Here is a 19,396-nt window from a genome sequence, read left to right as displayed (position 1 = left end):
TCAGGGGTACAACATGCGCGTGGACCACCGCGAATCGTCTTGGTCGTGCACGATGCGCTCGTGTAGACGGAAGGTGGCGCCGTACCAGAATTCCACGCGGTCGGGCTTCATCAGGTAGCCACCCCAGTGCGGCGGGCGCGGAACGTCACGCCCGGCAAACTCCTGCTCGAAATGCGCGACGCGCTCCTCGAAGGTCTGGCGGTCCGGAAGCGTCTGGCTCTGCTTCGACGCCCATGCACCGATCTGGCTGCCACGCGGACGGCTGGCAAAATAAGCATCCGATTCCGCGTCGTCGAGCCGTTGCACGCGGCCTTCGAAACGCACCTGCACACCCTCGCGGATCTGTTTCCAGTGAAAGCACAGCGCGACCTGCGGATGCTCGGCGATCTCCCGGCCCTTCGCGCTTTCGCGGTTGGTGTGAAAACGCAGGCCGTGCTCATCGATGCCCTTGAGCAGCACGATGCGCGAGTGCACCCGGCCACTGGCGTCGGACGTGGCGAGATTCATCGCCGTCGGCTCGCGGTCGCCGCTGGCTTTCGCCTCGTCGAGCAGGCCGCGGAAAGTATCGAGAATGTCGGAAGTCAGCATAATGTCCGGATGCTAGCACGCCCGGTCGAGGCGTCCCCGGACGTTTCGTCGCGCCCACCCGACCCGCGGGAGCGCGCCCGCGGGAGCCAGCGCCGTCGGCGATACGCCTCTCAGATCAACGCCGCATATCCATCCCGCGCATCCCTCCAGCGACACCGGAACCCCGCATCCCGCAACAACGCATTCGACAAGCGCTTGTTCCCCACGCCCGCCGGCCCCGGCCCCTCGCCCGGCAACGCCACGCCGAGCAATCCCGCCAGATGGTCATACAACACGTCGATCGGCAGGGGTGTGTCGTCCACCCCCACGTACACCGGCGCGGGCTGCTCCAGCGAAAGCACCAGCGCCAGCGCGGCCGCGGCATCGTCGACATGAATCCGGTTGGCGTAGATCCCGCGCCCTCTCGGCACCACGACCTTCCCCTCACGTAGCCGGTCGAGCAACTGCGTCCTCCCCGGTCCGTATAAGCCCGCCAGACGCACGCTGACACCACCGATATCGCGCGACGCGAGCCACCGCTCCGCTTCGAGCAACACGCGCCCGTTGAATCCCATCGGCGCGGGCACGGTCGTTTCATCGACCCAGTCGCCGCCATGCTCACCGTAAACAGCCGTCGACGAGACGAATACGGTTCGACGCGGCGGCGCAGGCAACGCATCGACCAGATGACGCAGACCGTCGGGGAAGATGGCGCGGTAAGCCTCTTCGTCCCGCGCGCCGGGCGTGGGCGCGTAGACCACGGCATCAGCGTGAGGAAGGGCCTTCAGGGTGTCGGGGCGCGTGAGATCGCCACGCAGCCAGCGGATGCCGTCGCTGTCCGGCTGTTCGCTCCGGCGCAGGGCGAAGACGCGATGCCCCGCCTCGACGAGACGCCGGGCAAGACGCGTGCCGACGTCACCCGCGCCCGCGACCAGCACGGTTTCATACCTCTGGGGATGGCTTGTTGCTAGCATGGATGCGATGAATCCCTCGCCCAACCTGTTTCTGGTCGGCCCCACGGGCGCCGGCAAGACCACGATCGGACAACGCCTCGCGGCGCACTATGGCCTGCCGTTCGTCGATCTCGACGTGGAGATCGAGGCCCGCCTCGGCGTGACGATTGCCAGCCTCTTCGAGAGCGAAGGTGAGGCGGCGTTTCGCGCGCTTGAATCCGCGCATCTGGACGAGTTTAGTCGCGCCGACGGCATCGTGCTCGCGACGGGCGCGGGCGCCGTGCTCGACGAGGGCAATCGCGCGGCGCTGGCGGAGCGCGGCACCGTGCTGCTGTTGTCAGTCGACGTCGACGAACAGTTCGACCGTCTGCGGCACGACCGGGCACGGCCGATGATCGCGGGCATCGACCGGCGCGGCAAACTCGAAGCGCTGGCCGGACATCGCAACCACCTCTACGAAGAGATCGCCGACCTGATCTTCCACGGTCGCCACGAACACGTGGACGCCGCGGTGCCCCGCGCCGTCGCCCTCCTCGACCGTCACTGGAAACGCCCCTGATGGACATCGCAACCGTCGACGTCGACCTTGCCGGTCGCAGCTACCCCGTCTGGATCGGTCCCGGCCTGCTGGCCGACAACGCACGCTGGCGCACGGCGATCCGCGGCCGCCACGTGCTGGTGGTCAGCAATACGACCGTCGCGCCGCTCTATCTCGACGCGCTGGCCCAGGGGCTGGATGGTCTGCGCTGGTCGTCGTACCTGCTCGAGGACGGCGAGACGCACAAGACCTTCGCCAACGTCGGCAAGGTGCTCGAAGCGCTCGGTGAACTCGGCGCCACACGCGACGCCTGCGTGATCGCGCTGGGTGGCGGCGTCGTCGGCGATCTTGCCGGTTTCGCCGCCGCCTGCTGGATGCGCGGCATCGACTTCGTGCAGATCCCGACCACCCTGCTGGCGATGGTCGACTCGTCGGTCGGTGGCAAGACGGGCGTGAACCTGCCCGCGGGCAAGAACCTGGCCGGGGCCTTCCACCAGCCGCGGGCCGTGGTGGCCGATACCTATGTGCTCGATACGTTACCGCAGCGCGAGTTTCGCGCGGGGCTGGCCGAGATCGTCAAAGGCGCGGCCATCGGCGATCCGGACTTCTTTGCCTGGCTGGAAGATCACGCCGATGCGCTGAGCGGACGCGAAACCGGCCCCCTTATCGAGGCGATCGCCCGCAAGTGCCGCTACAAGGCGGGCGTGGTGGCGCGGGACGAAACCGAGCAAGGCGAGCGCGCGTTGCTCAATCTCGGCCACACCTTCGGGCACGCGCTGGAAACCGCGGGCAATTACAGCGAGATCCTGCACGGCGAAGGCGTCGCCATCGGCATGGTGCTGGCGGCGAAACTCTCCGAACGGCTGGGCATGGCCCCGGCGACGGATACGCAGCGTCTGGTCTCCCTGCTGCGGCGACTGGACCTGCCCACGGAACCCTCGGGCAAGCATGCCGCCAGCCGGCTTCTGGAACTGATGCGGCTGGACAAGAAGAACACGGCCGGAACGCTGCGACTGATCCTGTGGCGAGGTATCGGCCGGGCGGAGATCGTCGCCGGCGTGGCCGAGGACGACGTCCTCGGCGTGCTCATTTGACGCACAGGGTGCGCCCTTCCGGGGGAGCGCCTACAATGATCGGCCCTGCGCCAGCCCGGATCGCTCGATGCGGATCTACATGCAAACCATGCCCGAAGCGGGGACCGAAGCACCCCGCTACGTTCAGATCACGCTCGAACAGGACCTGTTCGGCGGCTGGACCCTGTACCGCGAAAGCGGCGTGCAAGGCGGCAAGGCCTCGCTCAAGCGCGAGGTACACATCGAACGCGACAGCGCGCTGGCGGCATTCGAAAAAGCGCGAGACGCGCAACTGAAGAAAGGCTTCAAAGTGATGTTCAGCCAAGGTCAGGAGTCGGCGCATGGCCGCTGACGTCCTGCGTAACGACCGTTTTCTCCGCGCGCTTCGTCGCGAACCCGTCGACACCACCCCCATCTGGGTCATGCGCCAGGCCGGCCGTTACCTGCCGGAATACCGCGCCACCCGCGCGCGGGCTGGCAGCTTCATGGGCCTGGCGACGAATCCTGAATTCGCCTGCGAAGTCACGTTGCAGCCGCTCGAGCGTTTCGAGCTGGATGCCGCGATCCTGTTTTCGGACATCCTGACCATTCCCGATGCGATGGGCCTCGGCCTGTCCTTCGAAGCGGGCGAGGGCCCGCGCTTCGCGCGCCCCGTCCGCGACGCCGCCGCGATCGACAAGCTGGTCGTGCCCGATATGGATGGCGAGCTGCGCTACGTCATGGACGCGGTGCGCCTCATCCGCAAGGAGCTCGACGGACGGGTGCCGCTGATCGGCTTCTCCGGCAGTCCGTGGACGCTCGCCTGCTACATGGTCGAGGGTCAGGGCTCGAAGGACTTCGCGCAGGTCAAGGCGCTGGCCTGGAACGATCCCGCGCTGGCCCACCGCTTGCTCGACACTATCGCGCGTTCGGTCGCGGCCTACCTGGTCGCTCAGGCCCACGCCGGGGCGCAAGCCCTCATGATTTTCGATACCTGGGGCGGGCTGCTCGGTCCCGCGCCGTTCCGCGAGTTCTCGCTGCGCTACATGGCCCGGGTCGTGGACGCGCTCAAGGCCGACCCGGTCAGCCGCGACCTGCCGGTCATCCTGTTTTCGAAAGGTGCGCACGGTCAGCTCGAAGCGCTGGCCGACACCGGCTGCGACGGCCTGGGTGTGGACTGGACCATCGACATCGGCGAGGCGCGCCGTCGTGTGGGCGACCGGGTCGCCCTGCAGGGCAATCTCGACCCCGCCGTCCTGCGCGCGTCACCCGAGATCGTGGCGCGTGAGGCCCGCGCGGTGCTGGATTCGTTCGGCAACCATCCAGGCCACGTGTTCAACCTCGGCCACGGCATCACCCCGGAAGTGAATCCGGAGAACGTAAAGGTTCTCGTCGATACCGTGCACGCCCACGGCCGGGCGATCCGGGGGCCCTGAGGCCCCCTCTACCCCTGTAGGAGCGCGCCCTGCGCGCGATGCTTCTGACCGCGAACGTGTTCGCGCAAGAGCATATCGCGCGCAGGGCGCGCTCCTACGGGGTCTGATCTCAGAACCGGTTCGGTCCCGCGATGTGGCATTTGTTGAGCTCGGTCTTCGCCGACGCGGCGCCGGCCTGATCGTTCGCCTGCAGGCGCATCTCGACCACCGTCTGCCAGTTACGTGCGCAGAGGCTGCCGGACTTCGGACCCATCTCGAACGACTGTTTGGCCAGCTGCTCCGCGCGGGGGAAATCCTGCATGCGCACGGCGATTTCCGCGCGGTCCTGGATCAGCTCGGGCGCGTCCGGCGCGCGCTTCAGCGCTTGCGCCAGCTTGGCGTCGGCATCGGGGTAATTGCCCGCGCGCTCGTCGGCCGAGGCGGCCTGCTGCAGGCCCTGGACGCCCGGATCGCGCAGCGGCGCGACTTCGATCGCCGACTTTTCACGCTCACCCGCGGCGCGAATCTGCGCCACGATGTCGTAAGACGGCTTGCTGGGGCGGGTGGCTTGCGGCGGCGCCGGCTGGCTGCAGGCGGCGACGAAGGTGACGGCGGCAATGGCGCAGAAGCGAAAGCGATGCATGGGTCAATCCGTAGGATTACTGGGAACGGGCGGCGCGGGCTGGGCAGCTCCGTCACCGCCGCCGAACATACCCTTGAATCGCTGCCAGAAACAGCCCTCTTCCGCTTCCGGCACGTAACCGGATACGAACGGGAACTGACGCGCGCCTTCGCACGACGGGTCCGTGCGCTTACCCGTCTGCGGATTCACATAGGCCATTTCCAGGCCCTCGCCCGGCGCCGCTGACAGCGGACGCGTCGGCAGCTTGCGGAACAGCTCCTGCCAGACCTTCATGCTGCCGGTGGCGCCGTAGAGGCCGGTGGGCTTGTTGTCGTCACGGCCCATCCAGATCACCGCGAGACGGTCGCCCGTAAAGCCGGCGAACCAGGCATCGCGCTGGCTGTCGCTGGTGCCGGTCTTGCCCGCCGCGTGCAGGTAGGCGAGGTTCGAATTGCCGATGGCCGCGGCCGTGCCGCCGTTGACCACCTGCTGCATGGCCCACGTCGTGAGACGCGCGGCGGTCTGGTACTCGCCTTCGCCCTCCTTCACTTCGTAGCGCTTGATCGCCTGGCCCTTGCTGTCCATGACGCCGCGCACGGCCACCAGCGGCAAGGCGTGCCCGTCGGCGGCGATGTACTCGTACAGCTGCGCCACCTGCAGCGGCGAGATGTCGATGGCGCCGAGCAGGAGCGACGGACTGGGATTGACGCCTTCGAGCCCGAACGACTCGAGAAAGCCCTTCACCCGGCCGACGCCGACCTGCATGCCGAGGTTGACCGTCGCCAGGTTCCACGAATGGACCAGCGCGTCCAGCATCGGTACCTGGCCGTGGACCTCGCGGTCATCGTTCTGCGGCGTCCATGGGGTACCGTCGGGCTGACGCATGTTGATCGGCGAGTCGTCGACGATCGACGCCAGCGACCATTTGGACGGCTGCGCCAGCGCGACGAGATACACCAGCGGCTTGACCAGCGAACCGATCGAGCGACGGGCATCGAGCGCACGGTTGAAACCCTGCTCGCCCGGATCGCGCGAACCGACCACGGCCAGCACGCTGCCGTTGGTGGTATCGGTCACCACAGCGGCGGCTTGCGCGGCGGCGCCCCGCTTGCCGAGGCTCTTCATGGTCGTGACGATGGCCTGCTCGGTATAGAGCTGCGCCGTCGGATCCAGCGTGGTGAAGATGCTCAGGCTGCCGTCGCGCAGCGCGGCTTCGTCGAAGTCCGCCGTGATCTGCGACCGCACCAGTTGCATGAAGGCCGGGAAGCGGTTGTGCGGCAGCTGTGCGTTGGGCGCGATGCCCAGCGGCGCGGCCTGCGCCGCCCTGGTCTGCGCGTCGTCGAGCAGGCCGGTGTCGTGGAACTGCTGCAGGACGAGGTTGCGACGCGACAGGGCACGGTCCGGATAACGACGCGGATCGTAATAGCTGGGGCCCTTGACCAGGCCGATCAGCAGGGCGATCTCCTGAGGACGCAGGTCTTCCAGACGGCGGCCGAAGAAGAACTCGCCGCCGGCGGCAAAACCGTGCACCGCCTGATTACCTTGCTGGCCCAGGAAGACCTCGTTGACGTAGGCCTCGAGGATGCGTCCCTTCGGATAATGCGCTTCCATCAGCAACGAGAGAATGGCCTCGTTGACCTTGCGCAGCATGTTCTGGTCGCGGTCGAGGAACAGGTTGCGCACCAGCTGCTGGGTCAGCGTCGAGCCGCCCTGCACGGTGTGACCGGCGCGGATGTTGGCGACCGACGCGCGCGCAATGGCCGAGAAATCCAGACCGATGTGATTCTTGAAGTCGCGGTCCTCGACCGCCTGCAGGCCCTGCACGAGCAGCGGCGGCACGTTCTCCAGACGCACGATGCGACGCTCTTCCTGCTGCGCGCCATACAACGTCGCGATACGTGCGGGATCCAGATGGATCGACTTGATGGGCTTGTCATTGGTGTCGTCCACCACCGAGGCGACCTGACCATTGGCCAGGACGACACGGATGCGGTGCGGCAGCTCGCCGCCATCCGGACCGAAGTAGCCATGCGAAGCGATGATGAAGCGCGAGCCGTTCTTCGAGTAGCTGCCCTGGACCTTGCCGGCTCCTTCGGTGGTGTAGCCGGCAAAGGTCAGTTCCAGCTCGAGGGCCGCCGGCGTCAGTGCCCTGCCCGGTTCCAGTGGCAGCGGCCGCGCATAGACGCGGGTGGGGACCGCGAACACGAGGTCGTTGAAGCGCTCCTGCAGGCGCGCATTGAGAATCAGCGTGTAGGGCAGCAGGAAGCCGAACAGCAGTCCCATCACCAGCCAGAAGGGAATACGCAGCCACGGCCAGGCCGTGCGCAGGAGGGAGCCAAGACGATTCAGGAAAGCCAACGCGGGAAAGTCCTGCGAGAGAGGTCGGGGACCGATGATAGGGGCAGCTCACCGGCGCCCATCTGAACGGATGCGGGCAAAGTGAGGGCGATGCGGATCAGCGGACCGGCTGCCAGGTCCCGGGCTGCGGCCGGAAGGGCCGCGGATGCACACCCAGGATGGCCTCCAGATCGGTATTGTCGGCAATCAGGTCGGTATCGAGCCGGTTCACCGGTCCGCGCATGAGCGGCGACACGGATGCGGCAAGTTCGAGCACCAGACGAGGGACCGGGAGCGGCACGACGAAACCGCCCGCGCTCCGCTGCGTCCGCCGGAACATGTCCGCGGCCGTGAGCCGTTCACCGCCGCCCATGGAGAGGGTGCGGCCGCGCGCCGCCGGTGTCCGCAGAGCGGCGACGACGGCAGCGGCGATATCGTCCGCGTGCACCGGCTGGCGCTGCCCCCGACCTGCCGGCAGCGGAAAGATGTGGCGCCGGCGGGCGGACGCCACGATAGGCGTCAGGCTCTTGTCCATGCCGGCCCCGTAAATAAGCGTCGGCCGGAAGACGGTCCATGGCATACCGCGCGATGCGCAGGTCGCGATCAGCATCGTTTCCGCGTCCCGCAGGCGGCGCGACACTTCCCGCTCTTCGGGCACCTGCGATTCGCGCTTGGTTTCGGCGCTCATCGACGACGTGGCGACGATGTGGGGAATGCCCGGCAACCGCATCTCGGCAAGCCACTTTGCCAGCAGATCGATGGGCCCCAGCGAGACGACGGCCTGCAGCGGCGGCAGCTCCGGCATGCCGTCCGGAAGATGACCCGACCGCCAGCGAGAGTCGTGGCCCGGCGGGCGCCGGCTGACCGCCATCCATGCATACCCCGCCGCCTCGAGCCGCGGAAGTAGGAAGTGCCCGATCTGGCCGGACGCGCCCATCACCAATACCGTCATCGTGCTCAGCGCCCTGTCGCGATGCGCTCATAGGCGCTTTGCAGCCGCGGATCGTCCGGCACGTAGCGTCGTGCGTGGTCGAGCGACTGGAAGGCGCCCTGGCGATCGCCGCTGGACGCGCGCTGCAGCGCGTTATCGATGAGGGCACTGCCGAGGCGATGACGCATCTCGCCCTGGGAAGCATCGCCCGGCGCCAGGTCCGACAGGGTGCCGTACAGATCTTCGGCGCGCTTTACGTTGCCAGCGGCGACGGCCTGCTGCATCTGCTTCTCGACCTGTGCGGGCAAGCCCTGCAGGCCCGCGCGAGCGGTCGGGTCGTTGCCGTCGATCGCCAGGGCGTTTCGGTAGAGGTCGTAGGCGCTGTCGCCCGGGGGATCCATGATGTCGCCGCGCGACGCCGCGGCCTGTGCACGACGAACCAGATCGGCGACCTTGGCTTTCTGCTCCGGACTGACCGCGAGCGAGGCTTCCGGTGCGTTGTCGTCACCTGCCTGCGCGCCCGCCGCAGGCGGGACGCTGGCGGCCGCATGCCCGTCGCCACCGCCCAGTCGTGCGCGAGCGGCGGCGAGTTCGGCGGATTTCGGGGCGAGCTTCGTCGCCTGATCGAGCAGCTTCGCCGCCTGGGCGTCGTCATTGCTGTCGAGGGCGGCATTGGCTTGCACGATCAGCGCCTGCGCCACCTGGCCGAGCCCGGCCTTCGCGCCCGCGTTGTCGGGGTCCGCGGCGAGCGCGGCGTTGAAGCGCGCCAGCGCGGTGTCGTCGCCGTCACCGGTGAAGCGCCCCGCGCGCATCGCATCGTTGCCCTGCTGGATGAGCGTGGCGATCGCCTGGTCGTCCTGCTTGCGTGTTTCCGCCAGCGAGGCGCGCAGCGACGGAAGGTCGCTGTAGCCGGGCACCAGGATGGCGATACGATCGACCAGCGCATTGGCCCTGGGGCGGTCGTTGTCGGAAATCGCCTGCCTTGCCTGCGCCGCCAGCGCGTCGCCCACACGATCGAGACCGCGTGCCGCCACCGTGTTGTTGCGGTCGGCGTCGAGCACCCGGCGGTAAAGCGCACCCGCACCGTCGTCACCGTCGAACTTGCCGGCGGCGAACGCCGCCTGCGCCCGGTCGATCAGTGACTCGGTGTGGCCCTGCGGATTACGTGCCTGCGACAGCTGCTGGGTGAGGCGTTCGACGTCGCTGCCACCGCCGAGCAGTTCGCGGGCGACGTTGAGCGCGGCTTCGGCTTCGTCGAGGTTGCCCGCGCTGAGGGCCGCGTCGGCGCGAGCCACTTCCGCCATGCCGACGCGGCGCAGGCCGTCGCGCGCCTGATCGCTGTCGGGCTGCTGGTCACGCGCCTTCTCGAACAGTTCGCGGGCGCTGTCACCCGCCGTGCCATCGAGCTTGCCGGCCGCGAGGGCCTGATTGGCCTGACCGAGGAGATCGTTGAGCTCCGTCGCCGGCATCAGATTGCGCAGCCGGTCCTGCTGCAACCACAGGCCGGTGACGCCACCGATGAGCAAGAGGACCAGCACCGGAATGAGCCAGCCGCGTTTGCGCTCGCGCCGTGGCGGCGGTGGCGTGGGTCCGCCCGTACGCCGACGCGGCTCGTCGACGACGATGTGAGGCAGGCCGTCGTCCACCGGCGCGGCCGGACGGTCGAGGTCATCCAGCCGGCCGAGCGTCGGCTCGGTGCGACCGCGATGGTCGTGATCGTGGTTGTCTTTGCGTCCGCTCATGGGCGTGGGTCTTCCCTAGGAGCGGAGCAGCTTAACATTCAGGCGTGAACGGCCGTTGTAGGCCGCGCACGTCAGATTTCGACGCGGATCCGGCTGGCCGCGCGCTTGGCCTTGTCGAGCGCCTCGTCGACCGTCGCGGCGCGGGCCAGCGTCACGGCCATGCGGCGACGGCCGCGCACTTCGGGCTTTCCGAAGATACGCAGCATGGTGCCGGTCTCGGCCAGGGCTTCCGCCACGCCATGGTAAGTGGGCGAGTGCCCCTCCCCTTCCACCAGCACCGCGCAGGAGGCGGCGGGCGAAAAGGCGTGAATCTCCGGCACAGGCAGACCAAGGATGGCGCGCGCATGGAGGGCGAACTCCGACAGATCCTGCGAGATCAGGGTGACCAGGCCGGTATCGTGCGGCCGCGGGCTGACTTCGGAGAAGATCACTTCGTCGCCACGGACGAAGAACTCCACCCCGAACACCCCCCAGCCACCGAGCGCGGCCGTGATCGCGTCGGCTTGGCGTTCGGCGGACGCCCGCGCGGTATCGCTCATTGGCTGCGGCTGCCACGACTCGCGATAGTCGCCGTCTTCCTGGCGATGGCCGATGGGCGCGCAGAACGACACGCCGTCCCGGTGGCGTACCGTCAGCAGGGTGATCTCGTAATCGAAGTCGATGAAGCCCTCGACGATGACCCGGCCCCGGCCGGCACGGCCGCCGGCCTGGGCGTAATCCCACGCCGCCTGCGCATCGGCGGGCGTGCGCAGCACGCTCTGACCCTTGCCCGACGAGCTCATCACCGGCTTGGTGACGCACGGCGTACCGAGCACCTTCACCGCCTCGACGAACTCCTCGTAGGTGTCGCAGAACCGGTAAGGCGAGGTCGGCAGGCCGAGCTCCTCGGCGGCGAGGCGACGGATGCCCTCGCGATCCATGGTCAGCCAGGCCGCCTTCGCGGTGGGGATGACCCTGAGACCTTCCTTCTCCATCTCGATCAGCGTGGGCGTGTGGATCGCCTCGATCTCCGGCACCACCAGATGCGGCTTCTCTTCCTCGATCAGCGCGCGCAGGGCCTTGCCGTCCAGCATGTCGATGACGTGGCTGCGGTGGGCCACCTGCATCGCCGGCGCATTGGCGTAGCGGTCCACGGCGATCACCTCGACAGCGAAGCGCTGCAACTCGATGGCGACTTCCTTGCCCAGTTCGCCGGAGCCCAGCAGGAGCACCTTGAGGGCGGTATGGGAGTGCGGCGTACCGAAGGTTTTCATGCGGGGGAGGTCCAGGAAAGCGTGATCGCACATTCTAGGTGTCGCGCCACAGGGGTGCCAGCGGGCCTTACATGAAGGTTTGCATCATTGACACGACAGCTAATCGTGCTTTCATGCGATCTGGCCTTACAACGTGGATGTATGCCCATGCGTCGTCTGTTCGTCGCGCTCGCCGCTCTGTCGAGCCTTACCAGCGTCTATGCTCAGGACTCGAAAACCTGGATGAGCGTCATGCTCGACGGGCGCAAAGTCGGCAAACTGGTCACCGAACGCTCGGTCGCAGGTGACACCGTGACCACCCGCCAGACCATCGATCTCCGTGTCACGCGTGGCACCACGCCCCTGATCACTCACAACGACGCCGCTGCGACGGAGACCCTCGCGGGCAAGCCGCTGGCCTTCCATGCCAGCAAAACGGGATCGTCGGACGAAAACACCGTCGATGGCGAGGTACGTCCCGATGGCACCTTTCAGGTCACCACCCGTGTCGGCGCCGACTCCCACGTCGGGCTGCTGGCCTGGACGCCCGGGGCGGTGCTGAGCGAGGGGCAACGGCTTGCCATCGTCGCCGGGGGCTTCAAGGCAGGCAGCCACTACGAACTGAAAACCTTCGACGCCATGAAACAGGAAGTGGCAACGGTGGATGTCGAAGTCGTCGGTGATGAAATGATCGACCTTCCCAGCGGCACGGAGCGTCTGCACCACCTTCGCCAGCGCCTCGCCGGCACGACCGGCAAGCAGGGTCTGGACATGTGGGTGAACGACCACGGTGAGGTACGCCGTGGCATCTCGCCATTGCTCGGCTTCCGCATGGAAGTGGCGGCCTGCGACGAGGCCTGCGCATCCGCGCCGGATCAGAACATCGACGTCCTCAGGTCGGCGATGCTGCAGTCCCCGCGGATCATCCCGAACGGCGCGCAGAACCAGTCCATGACGTACCGCTTCCACTTGCGCGACGACCTGCCCGCACCGTTCGTCACAACCGACGAACAGCAGGTGAGGAAACTCTCCGAAAGCGACTACGAAGTCACCGTCGGGCACTCCCAACGTCACACCGACGAGCAGGGGCCGGCCCCTGAGGACACCGCCTCCAATCCGTGGGTTCAGTCGGATGCGCCCGAAGTCATCGCGATGGCGAAGGAGGCGGTGGGCAGCGCTTCCAACGACCTCAATCGCATGCGACGACTGCGTAGCTTCCTGACCAGCTATATCGACCAGACCGGCCTCGAAGTCGGTTACGCGTCCGCACTGGAGACCATTCAGACACGCCATGGCGATTGCACCGAACACGCGGTCCTGCTGGCCGCCCTCGCGCGCTCCCAGGGCATCCCTACCCGCATCGTGACCGGACTCGTCTATGCGCAGCGCTTTGCGGGGGCTTCGCGCGTCTTCGTACCGCATACGTGGGTGCAGTCGTGGATCGACGGACGCTGGGTGAGTTTCGATTCGGCCCAGGCGCGGTTCGACTCGACGCACATCGCCATGGGCGTCGGCAGCGGCGATCCATGGCGGTTCTTTGCCGCCATGGCATCCCTCGGACGCATACAGGTCGACACCGTCAAGATCGCCGGGTCGATGAGTGACTTCGGGCCGCCCCCGTTGCAATCGCAACCGACTCCCTCGCCTTCATTCAATCCCGTTGCACCCGTGAGTCCGCCCAGCGGTCGCCGCTGATCCGCGAGCGCTCGCCCCCTGCCCCACGGGGACTTGACTGCGGCTGTAAAAGTGCTGTGATGGAGCCGTCCCCGCCCATCCGGACGTACGCACATGAGACGGTATCCAGTCGTTCTCGCCGTACTGCTGTGTCTCCTGCCCGCGTGTGCGCTGGCGACGGAGACCTGGATGACCGTGTTGCTCGACGGGCGCAAGGTCGGCAAGGTCCGCATCGAGCGTGACGTCGTCGGCGACCGGGTGACTACCTCGCAGAGCCTGGATTTCCGCCTCACCCGCGTGAAGACGCCGCTTGCGATGCATACCGATGTTCGCTCGGTCGAGACCATCGCCGGTGCTCCCCTCGCGTTCTACGCGCGTAGCAAGATGTCCGCGCAGGAGAACACCGTCGAGGGCACCGTGCGCGACGACGGGGCCTTTCAGGTATCCAACACCGTGGGCGGCCAGTCGAAGGTAAACCTGCTGATCTGGCCATCCGGGGCGGCGCTTATCGAAGGCCAGCGACTGACCATGGCCACTCATGGTTTCAAGCCGGGCACGACGTACCGTATGCGCAGCTTCGATGCGGTGAAGCAGCAGGTCGCCACCGTCGACATGGAGGTGATCGGCGACGAGATGGTCGACATGCCGCTGGGGCGCGAGTCGCTGCACCACCTTCGGCAGACCCTGGCCTCGGGCAAGAACAACCCGTCGGTCGATCTGTGGGTCGACGACCAGGGCTTCGTCCGTCGCGGCATCGCACCGTTGCTCGGCTTCCGCATGGAAATGACGGCATGCGATGAGGCCTGTGCCAGTGCACCCGACCAGGACGTCGACCTGCTGCGCGCGGCGATGATCGGCGCACCCCGCCCCATGACCGCCAACCTTCGCTTCGCACCGGTCCGATATACGATCCTCGTGCGCGGCGGTTACACCAGTCCGTTTGTGCAGACCGACGAGCAACGCGTCACCCCGGTCGGCGACGGGCTCTACCAGCTGGACATCGGGTTTTCCCAGTCGCACAGCGGCGAGCCCGGCCCGCTTCCGGAGGACACGGCGCCCAATCCCTGGGTGCAATCCGACTCGCCTGAAGTACTCAGCATGGCGCGATCGATCGTGGGCGACGCGGCGACCGATATTCAACGCATGCGACGCCTGCGCTCCTACCTCTCGGACTACATCACGGAGAAAGGGCTGGACGTCGGTTACGCCTCGGCGCTGGAGACGATCCAGACCCGGCGTGGCGATTGCACGGAACACGCGGTGTTGCTTACCGCCCTCGCCCGCTCGCTGGGCATTCCCACGCGCGTGGTCACCGGCATCGTCTACGTCGAGCGATTTGGCGGCGTAAACCGGGTCTTCATCCCGCATGCCTGGGCACAGGCGTGGATTGAAAACCGCTGGGTGAGTTTCGACTCCGCGCAACGCCGCTTCGACGCCACGCATATCGCACTGGGCGTGGGTGACGGCGAACCGTGGCGCTTCTTCTCGGCGATGTCGGTCCTGGGCAGGGTCCGCATCGAGCGCGCCATCCCGGCATCGTCGCTGATGGACATGCCGGCACCGAGCATGGGTGACATGGGCGGCGGAGCTGGCAAAGGCGGGTGATGGAGACGCTCTTGCAGGGAGCCGGCCCTGCTGGCGATCCTACGGCGCCCGCCGCAAGGACAGCCCGACCGCGATCCACGCAACGATAAACGCCACCCCGCCAAACGGCGTAATCGCCCCCGTCCACCGTGGCGCCCCCAGTGCCAGAGCGTAGAGGCTCCCCGAAAACAGCACGATGCCCACCGCGAGCAGCGCGACGGCGACCGATCGCGCCCGTCCCGGCGCCAGCCCGACCACCGCGACGAACATCGCCAGCGCATGCCAGAAGTGATACTGCACCGCGGTGTGCCAGACCTGCAGCCCGGCATCATCGACCACGCCACGCAGGGCGTGCGCACCGAAAGCACCCAGTCCCACGGCCGAAGCACCGGCCACGCCGACGAGAAGAGCATGGGCACCACTGACAGGTTGTCGCATTCGATTCGTTCCGGGTGAGGGCGTGCCTGGGAACCGGCACGGGTGTCGTATCCTGCGCAGGATATCCCGCGGAGTGTCGCATGAAGCCGTTCCTTGCCCGCCGGGTCATGCTGACCCTGCTCGCCCTCGTCTCACTGGCCGCGCTGAGCGCCTGCCAGCACGAGCCTCAGCCCGAGTGGCGACTGAACGATGTGTCGGGCCACCTTCCCGACCTGGACTTCAGGCTGACCGACGACAACGGCAAGGCGGTGACCGGTGCCGACTACCGCGGCAAGGTGACGCTCATGTACTTCGGCTACACCCACTGCCCGGACGTCTGCCCGCTGACCCTGACGCAGCTGCACGTCGTGCTCGGCCGCCTCGGGCCTGCCGCCGACAAGGTCCGCATCCTTTTCGTCAGCGTGGATCCGGCGCGCGACACCCCGCAGATCATGCACGACTACGTCAACGCCTTCGACAAGCACGCCGTGGGCCTGGTCGGTTCCGATGCCGATGTGGAAGCGCTGGCCAAGCGATATCGCTCCGCATTCACCCGTGAGCCCGACAAGGGCGACGGCGCTTATGATGTCAGCCACAGTTCGGCCATCTACTTCTTCGATGCCCAGGGCAAGGCACGCCTGCTTGCCACACCGTCGGCGTCACAGGACGACATGGTCCACGACCTGACCCTGCTCACCTCGCTGGAACCCCACGCATGATGCTTCGCTCGCTCGCCGCCGCTCTGCTCGTTTTCGCCACGACGGCGCATGCCGCCGATACCGCGCCTGTCGTCGACGCCAGCGCCGCATGGATCCGCGTCCTCCCCGGCAGCCTGCCCGCCGGCGCGTACGTGACGTTCGAGAACCGGTCGACGACCGCACTGAAGATCGTCGGTGCGGAGAGCGCCGACTACGCCGAAGCCATGATCCACCGCAGCAGTACCGAAGGTGGCATGGGGCGCATGGAAATGGTGGACAGCGTACCCCTGCCCGCGAATGGCAAAGTCGAGTTCAACCCGGGCGGCTATCACGTGATGCTGGAGAAGCCGAAGCATCCGGTGAAGGCGGGCGATACGCTGACCATCACCTTCGATTTGTCCGACGGGAAGAAGCTGCCGGTGACGTTCATCGCGCGGCCGGCGAATGCCACGGGCCCGAAGGACTGAGGCGCGCTCCTACCGGATGAGGAAATCCACGGGCGCATCGTGCGCCCCGATGTCCTCGCGATACATCTCGTCCACGCGCGCGTGTTCCGGTCCGTCACGCAGCCAGACCTCGAGCTGGTCGATCGCTGCGGCATCACCGTACGCGACCACCTCGACGCTGCCATCCGGCAGATTGCGTGCATGGCCGGTGAGCTTCAGCGCCACGGCCCGCTCGCGCGCCGAAGCGCGGTAGAACACGCCCTGCACCTTGCCTCTCACGATGAAGCGTGCGGCTTTCATCTCATGACCCCCTTGGCGATGGCCTCGCTCAGTTTCTCGCCCGTCACCGGGCCGACGAAGCGCTGGGCGACGTGGCCGTCCGGCGCGATCAGGTAGGTGGTGGGCAAACCCTTGGGCGGGTCGAAGTCCTTCGGCGGTGCCGTGACGTCGAGCTGAGCGATGGGGTAGACCACCGGATGCTTGTCGACGAAGGCCTTGATCTCCTTCGCGTCGGTGTCCTCGAAGGCGAGACCGATCGCCACGACGTCCTTGCGGCTCTTCACGAACGCGGAAATGTCGGGCATCTCCTTGATACACGGCACGCACCAGGTGGCCCAGTAATTCACGATCACCCACTTGCCGTGCTGAGCGGAAAGATCGAACGGCTTGCCCTCCAGCGTGGTGACCTTGAGCTCGGGTTTGGCGGCGGTGGCCGCCATCGCGGGCGTGGCGAGTACCAGGGCGACGACGGCGAGTGTGCGCAGGATCATGCGGGGGAATCCTCGATGGAAACGGGTGCGGGTGTCGGAGGGAACAGCTGGTCGAGACGCGCACCGAGCGTGGCGTCGAGCGCCGCCGCCAGGTTGTCCAGCAACACCAGCAGGTCGGGCGGAAGGTAGATGCCCATGCGCTCGACCTGCTCGCGCGGACGCAACGGCAGACGGTACTGCGTGCAACGGTACACGCGCAGGAGTTCGGTCGTATCGAGGCTGCGACTGAGCAACCAGCCACCGGCCTCGCCACGCTGAATCATGTCGGCGCGCTGCAGGTCTTCGAAATAGCAGGCGATCGCGCTGGATGGAAGATACGGCTCGCGCAGGCGGATGATGGCCGGATCGACGCTGTCACCGCGACGCTGCGCCTCGACGAAATGCTGCAGCACGACGAGCAGACCGATGAACTCCGCGCCTTCCGGCAAGGCTTCGGTCGGTACGACGTACTCGAAAGCGGAAATCGACGCGGCGATGGAGGCGCCGAGGATCACGATGATCCACGACAGGTAGATCCACAGCAGAAAGATCGGGATCGCGGCGAGCGCGCCGTAGATCTCTTCGTAGTTGGGCGAGTTGCGGATGAACTGGGTGAAACCCCAGCGCGCGAACTCGAACAGGATCGCCCCCAGCAGCGCACCGATGGCCGCATGCCGCCACGAGATGCGGCGGTTGGGCACCATCGTGTACATCAGCACCAGTGTCACGAAGGTGATGACGAAGGGCAGCAGGCTGATCAGCCGGAACTGCGAGGCGATCTGATCGGCCGCCGCGTGCAGCAGCGGAAACGCGGTGATATAGGACGACAGGGCCAGACCGCCGACGACGAGGATCGGCCCGAGGGTGAGGGCCGCCCAGTAAAGCAGCAGCCGCGAGGTCCAGCCGCGCGGCTTGCGCACACGCCAGATCCGGTTGAGACGATCCTCAATGCTGATCATCATCGAGACCGCGCTGAACAGCATGACCAGGATGGAGATGCCGGTCAGCTGGCTGGCCTTGTCGGCAAAGGCCAGCATGTACTCCTGGATCTTCATGCCGGTGGCCGGCACGAAGTTCTGGAATGCGTAGTTGGCCAGGGAGCCGCGCCATTCCGCGAACACGGGGAAGGCCGAAAGGATGGCGAAGATCGCAACGGTCAGCGGCACCAGCGAGACCAGCGTCGTGTAAGACAGTGCGCCCGCGGTCTCGAAGCATTTGTCGTCGACGAAACGCAGCCAGGTGAAGCGGGTGAAGCTCAGGGCGCGGTCGCGGTCGAAGCGCAGCGGCATGGTGGTCCTTGAATCCTGGTCCCGGTGGTTTGGGAACGTAAACAGTTCTGCGAGACTAGTGCCTTCGCAAAGGCACTCATCCATGTCCCACGACGTTCTCGTACTCTACTACAGCCGCACTGGCCACACGGCCCAGCTCGCCCGACTCGTTGCCCGCGGCATCGAGGAAGTCCCCGGCATGCGCGCCCGGTTGCGCCAGGTACCTCCCGTGGCCCCGGTGACCGAAACCGCCATGCCGCCGGAACCCGAGGAAGGCGCGCCGTACGTCAGCCGGACGGACCTGGTCGAGTGCGTCGGTCTGGCCATGGGCAGCCCGACCCGCTTCGGCAACATGGCGGCCCCGCTCAAGCATTTCCTCGACACGACGGGCGCCGAATGGGCATCCGGCGCGTTGGCCGGTAAGCCCGCCGCGCTGTTCACCTCGACCAGCACCATGCACGGCGGGCAGGAATCGACCCTGCTGACCATGGCCCTGCCCCTGCTCCACCACGGCATGGTGATCGTCGGCCTGCCCTACACGGAGCCGGCGTTGTCCAGCACGACCACCGGTGGCACGCCGTACGGCGCCAGCCACGTCGCCGGCTCCCGTGGCGACAACGCGATCAGCGAGCACGAACGCGACCTTGCCCGCGCGCTGGGCAAGCGTCTGGCCGACATCGCGCGGCGGCTCGGCACCCCGGCATGAACGAAACGCCACAGGGCACGGGCGGCTCAGCCGGGCATCGCACGGCGCGCATGGGCGGGATGAACGGCCTCAGCGCCAGCCAGAAGACCGGACTGACCGCCTGGGCGGCACTGATCGTCATTCAGCTGCTCTGGTACTCGCTGTACCCGCCGGTCTCGATACCGACGTGGGTGGCCTTCGCGATCACCGTTCCGCCGCTGCTGCTCCCGCTGATGTCCCTGCCCCGCGTCACCCGCGCGCTGCTCTGGGTGGGCATCCTGGCGCTGTTCTACTTCTGCCACGGCGTGGCGGAAACCTGGAGCTCCGCGAACGATCGCTGGCTCGGCATCCTAGAAATCGTCGTGACACTGCTGCTGATCGGCACCCTCGGCGCAGGTGTGCGCCGTCGCCGATAAGGTCCAACCGGGCGTCATGCTGCTCCGCGTATCGACGCGGGCGTCCGCAGGATGCAGGCTTGGCTATCCG

The 19,396-nt window shown here is 67.2% G+C and carries 21 protein-coding genes; 10 read left to right on the top strand and 11 right to left on the bottom strand.

Features of this window, described 5'->3' with window-relative positions; genetic code table 11:
• The gene (gene pdxH / locus FA85_RS15595; RefSeq protein ID WP_036115160.1) at positions 1 to 588 is read right to left on the bottom strand and encodes a pyridoxamine 5'-phosphate oxidase; all 588 of its coding nucleotides are present in this window, start codon (positions 586 to 588) and stop codon (positions 1 to 3) included.
• A 110-nt stretch (positions 589 to 698) separates the two neighbouring features.
• Positions 699 to 1,541, bottom strand: coding sequence for an NAD-dependent epimerase/dehydratase family protein (locus FA85_RS15590; protein WP_036115161.1), 843 nt, complete (start codon positions 1,539 to 1,541; stop codon positions 699 to 701).
• 7 nt (positions 1,542 to 1,548) lie between these two features.
• Here FA85_RS15590 and FA85_RS15585 point away from each other — a divergent pair, with 7 nt between their 5' ends.
• The 4 genes from FA85_RS15585 (at position 1,549) to hemE (ending at position 4,546) form a co-directional block, all read left to right on the top strand.
• Complete coding sequence (locus FA85_RS15585) at positions 1,549 to 2,079, top strand: shikimate kinase (protein ID WP_036118184.1); 531 nt, start codon at positions 1,549 to 1,551, stop codon at positions 2,077 to 2,079.
• Positions 2,079 to 3,152, top strand: coding sequence for a 3-dehydroquinate synthase (aroB, locus tag FA85_RS15580; protein ID WP_156108791.1), 1,074 nt, complete (start codon positions 2,079 to 2,081; stop codon positions 3,150 to 3,152). The genes FA85_RS15585 and aroB overlap by 1 nt, the downstream gene beginning before the upstream one ends.
• 67 nt (positions 3,153 to 3,219) lie before the next feature.
• A complete protein-coding gene (locus FA85_RS15575; protein ID WP_036115167.1) occupies positions 3,220 to 3,483 on the top strand; it encodes a WGR domain-containing protein in 264 nt (87 codons plus the stop codon).
• Entirely contained in the window at positions 3,473 to 4,546 is a 1,074-nt protein-coding gene (gene hemE, locus FA85_RS15570; protein ID WP_036115170.1) for a uroporphyrinogen decarboxylase, read from the top strand. Before FA85_RS15575 ends, hemE begins: the two co-directional genes overlap by 11 nt.
• A gap of 109 nt (positions 4,547 to 4,655) precedes the next feature.
• On the opposite strand, the gene FA85_RS15565 is transcribed toward hemE, so the two are convergent.
• The 5 genes from FA85_RS15565 to purT form a co-directional block, all read right to left on the bottom strand.
• Positions 4,656 to 5,168 carry a tetratricopeptide repeat protein gene (locus FA85_RS15565; protein ID WP_036115171.1) on the bottom strand — a complete coding sequence of 171 codons (513 nt, stop codon included), beginning with the start codon at positions 5,166 to 5,168 and terminating at the stop codon, positions 4,656 to 4,658.
• A gap of 3 nt (positions 5,169 to 5,171) precedes the next feature.
• The gene (gene mrcB, locus FA85_RS15560) at positions 5,172 to 7,505 is read right to left on the bottom strand and encodes a penicillin-binding protein 1B (RefSeq protein WP_036115175.1); all 2,334 of its coding nucleotides are present in this window, start codon (positions 7,503 to 7,505) and stop codon (positions 5,172 to 5,174) included.
• Positions 7,506 to 7,602: 97 nt separating this feature from the next.
• Positions 7,603 to 8,421, bottom strand: a complete 819-nt coding sequence (locus FA85_RS15555) for an NAD(P)H-binding protein (RefSeq protein WP_343122868.1) — start codon at positions 8,419 to 8,421, stop codon at positions 7,603 to 7,605.
• 20 nt (positions 8,422 to 8,441) lie between these two features.
• Positions 8,442 to 10,157, bottom strand: coding sequence for a tetratricopeptide repeat protein (locus FA85_RS15550; RefSeq protein WP_036115180.1), 1,716 nt, complete (start codon positions 10,155 to 10,157; stop codon positions 8,442 to 8,444).
• A gap of 71 nt (positions 10,158 to 10,228) precedes the next feature.
• Positions 10,229 to 11,410: a formate-dependent phosphoribosylglycinamide formyltransferase gene (gene purT / locus FA85_RS15545; protein WP_036115184.1), complete on the bottom strand. Its 1,182-nt coding sequence runs from the start codon at positions 11,408 to 11,410 to the stop codon at positions 10,229 to 10,231.
• A gap of 147 nt (positions 11,411 to 11,557) precedes the next feature.
• Between purT and FA85_RS15540 the strand changes: the two genes are divergently transcribed.
• Both FA85_RS15540 and FA85_RS15535 read left to right on the top strand, forming a co-directional pair.
• Entirely contained in the window at positions 11,558 to 13,084 is a 1,527-nt protein-coding gene (locus tag FA85_RS15540; RefSeq protein WP_036115187.1) for a transglutaminase-like domain-containing protein, read from the top strand.
• Between the two features lie 93 nt (positions 13,085 to 13,177).
• Positions 13,178 to 14,668, top strand: coding sequence for a transglutaminase-like domain-containing protein (locus FA85_RS15535; RefSeq protein WP_081907560.1), 1,491 nt, complete (start codon positions 13,178 to 13,180; stop codon positions 14,666 to 14,668).
• Between the two features lie 39 nt (positions 14,669 to 14,707).
• On the opposite strand, the gene FA85_RS15530 is transcribed toward FA85_RS15535, so the two are convergent.
• Complete coding sequence (locus FA85_RS15530) at positions 14,708 to 15,085, bottom strand: DUF423 domain-containing protein (RefSeq protein WP_036115192.1); 378 nt, start codon at positions 15,083 to 15,085, stop codon at positions 14,708 to 14,710.
• Positions 15,086 to 15,165: 80 nt separating this feature from the next.
• Between FA85_RS15530 and FA85_RS15525 the strand changes: the two genes are divergently transcribed.
• Positions 15,166 to 15,783, top strand: a complete 618-nt coding sequence (locus tag FA85_RS15525) for an SCO family protein (RefSeq protein ID WP_036115195.1) — start codon at positions 15,166 to 15,168, stop codon at positions 15,781 to 15,783.
• Positions 15,780 to 16,229: a copper chaperone PCu(A)C gene (locus FA85_RS15520; RefSeq protein WP_036115198.1), complete on the top strand. Its 450-nt coding sequence runs from the start codon at positions 15,780 to 15,782 to the stop codon at positions 16,227 to 16,229. The genes FA85_RS15525 and FA85_RS15520 overlap by 4 nt, the downstream gene beginning before the upstream one ends.
• 9 nt (positions 16,230 to 16,238) lie before the next feature.
• Here the strand turns inward: FA85_RS15520 and FA85_RS15515 are convergent, their stop codons facing one another.
• Genes FA85_RS15515 through FA85_RS15505 form a run of 3 tightly spaced genes read right to left on the bottom strand, consistent with a single transcriptional unit; the run spans position 16,239 to position 18,246 of the window.
• On the bottom strand, positions 16,239 to 16,508 hold the full coding sequence (locus FA85_RS15515; RefSeq protein ID WP_036115200.1) for an acylphosphatase: 270 nt from the start codon (positions 16,506 to 16,508) through the stop codon (positions 16,239 to 16,241).
• On the bottom strand, positions 16,505 to 16,978 hold the full coding sequence (locus FA85_RS15510; RefSeq protein ID WP_051943897.1) for a TlpA family protein disulfide reductase: 474 nt from the start codon (positions 16,976 to 16,978) through the stop codon (positions 16,505 to 16,507). The genes FA85_RS15515 and FA85_RS15510 overlap by 4 nt, the downstream gene beginning before the upstream one ends.
• Positions 16,975 to 18,246 (bottom strand): YihY family inner membrane protein, encoded by a 1,272-nt coding sequence (locus FA85_RS15505; protein WP_036115203.1) that lies wholly within the window; start codon positions 18,244 to 18,246, stop codon positions 16,975 to 16,977. The genes FA85_RS15510 and FA85_RS15505 overlap by 4 nt, the downstream gene beginning before the upstream one ends.
• A gap of 82 nt (positions 18,247 to 18,328) precedes the next feature.
• On the opposite strand from FA85_RS15505, the gene wrbA reads away from it, so the two are divergent.
• Together wrbA and FA85_RS15495 are read left to right on the top strand one after the other, a co-directional pair.
• Complete coding sequence (wrbA, locus tag FA85_RS15500) at positions 18,329 to 18,931, top strand: NAD(P)H:quinone oxidoreductase (protein WP_036115205.1); 603 nt, start codon at positions 18,329 to 18,331, stop codon at positions 18,929 to 18,931.
• Positions 18,928 to 19,326 carry a DUF2069 domain-containing protein gene (locus FA85_RS15495; RefSeq protein WP_308847161.1) on the top strand — a complete coding sequence of 133 codons (399 nt, stop codon included), beginning with the start codon at positions 18,928 to 18,930 and terminating at the stop codon, positions 19,324 to 19,326. Before wrbA ends, FA85_RS15495 begins: the two co-directional genes overlap by 4 nt.
• The last annotated feature ends 70 nt before the right edge of the window (positions 19,327 to 19,396 follow it).

Source organism: Luteibacter mycovicinus (genome assembly GCF_000745235.1).
GTDB lineage: Bacteria > Pseudomonadota > Gammaproteobacteria > Xanthomonadales > Rhodanobacteraceae > Luteibacter > Luteibacter mycovicinus.
The sequence above is the reverse complement of the archived record's forward strand: the minus strand, read 5'-3'. Positions and strand labels throughout refer to the sequence as shown.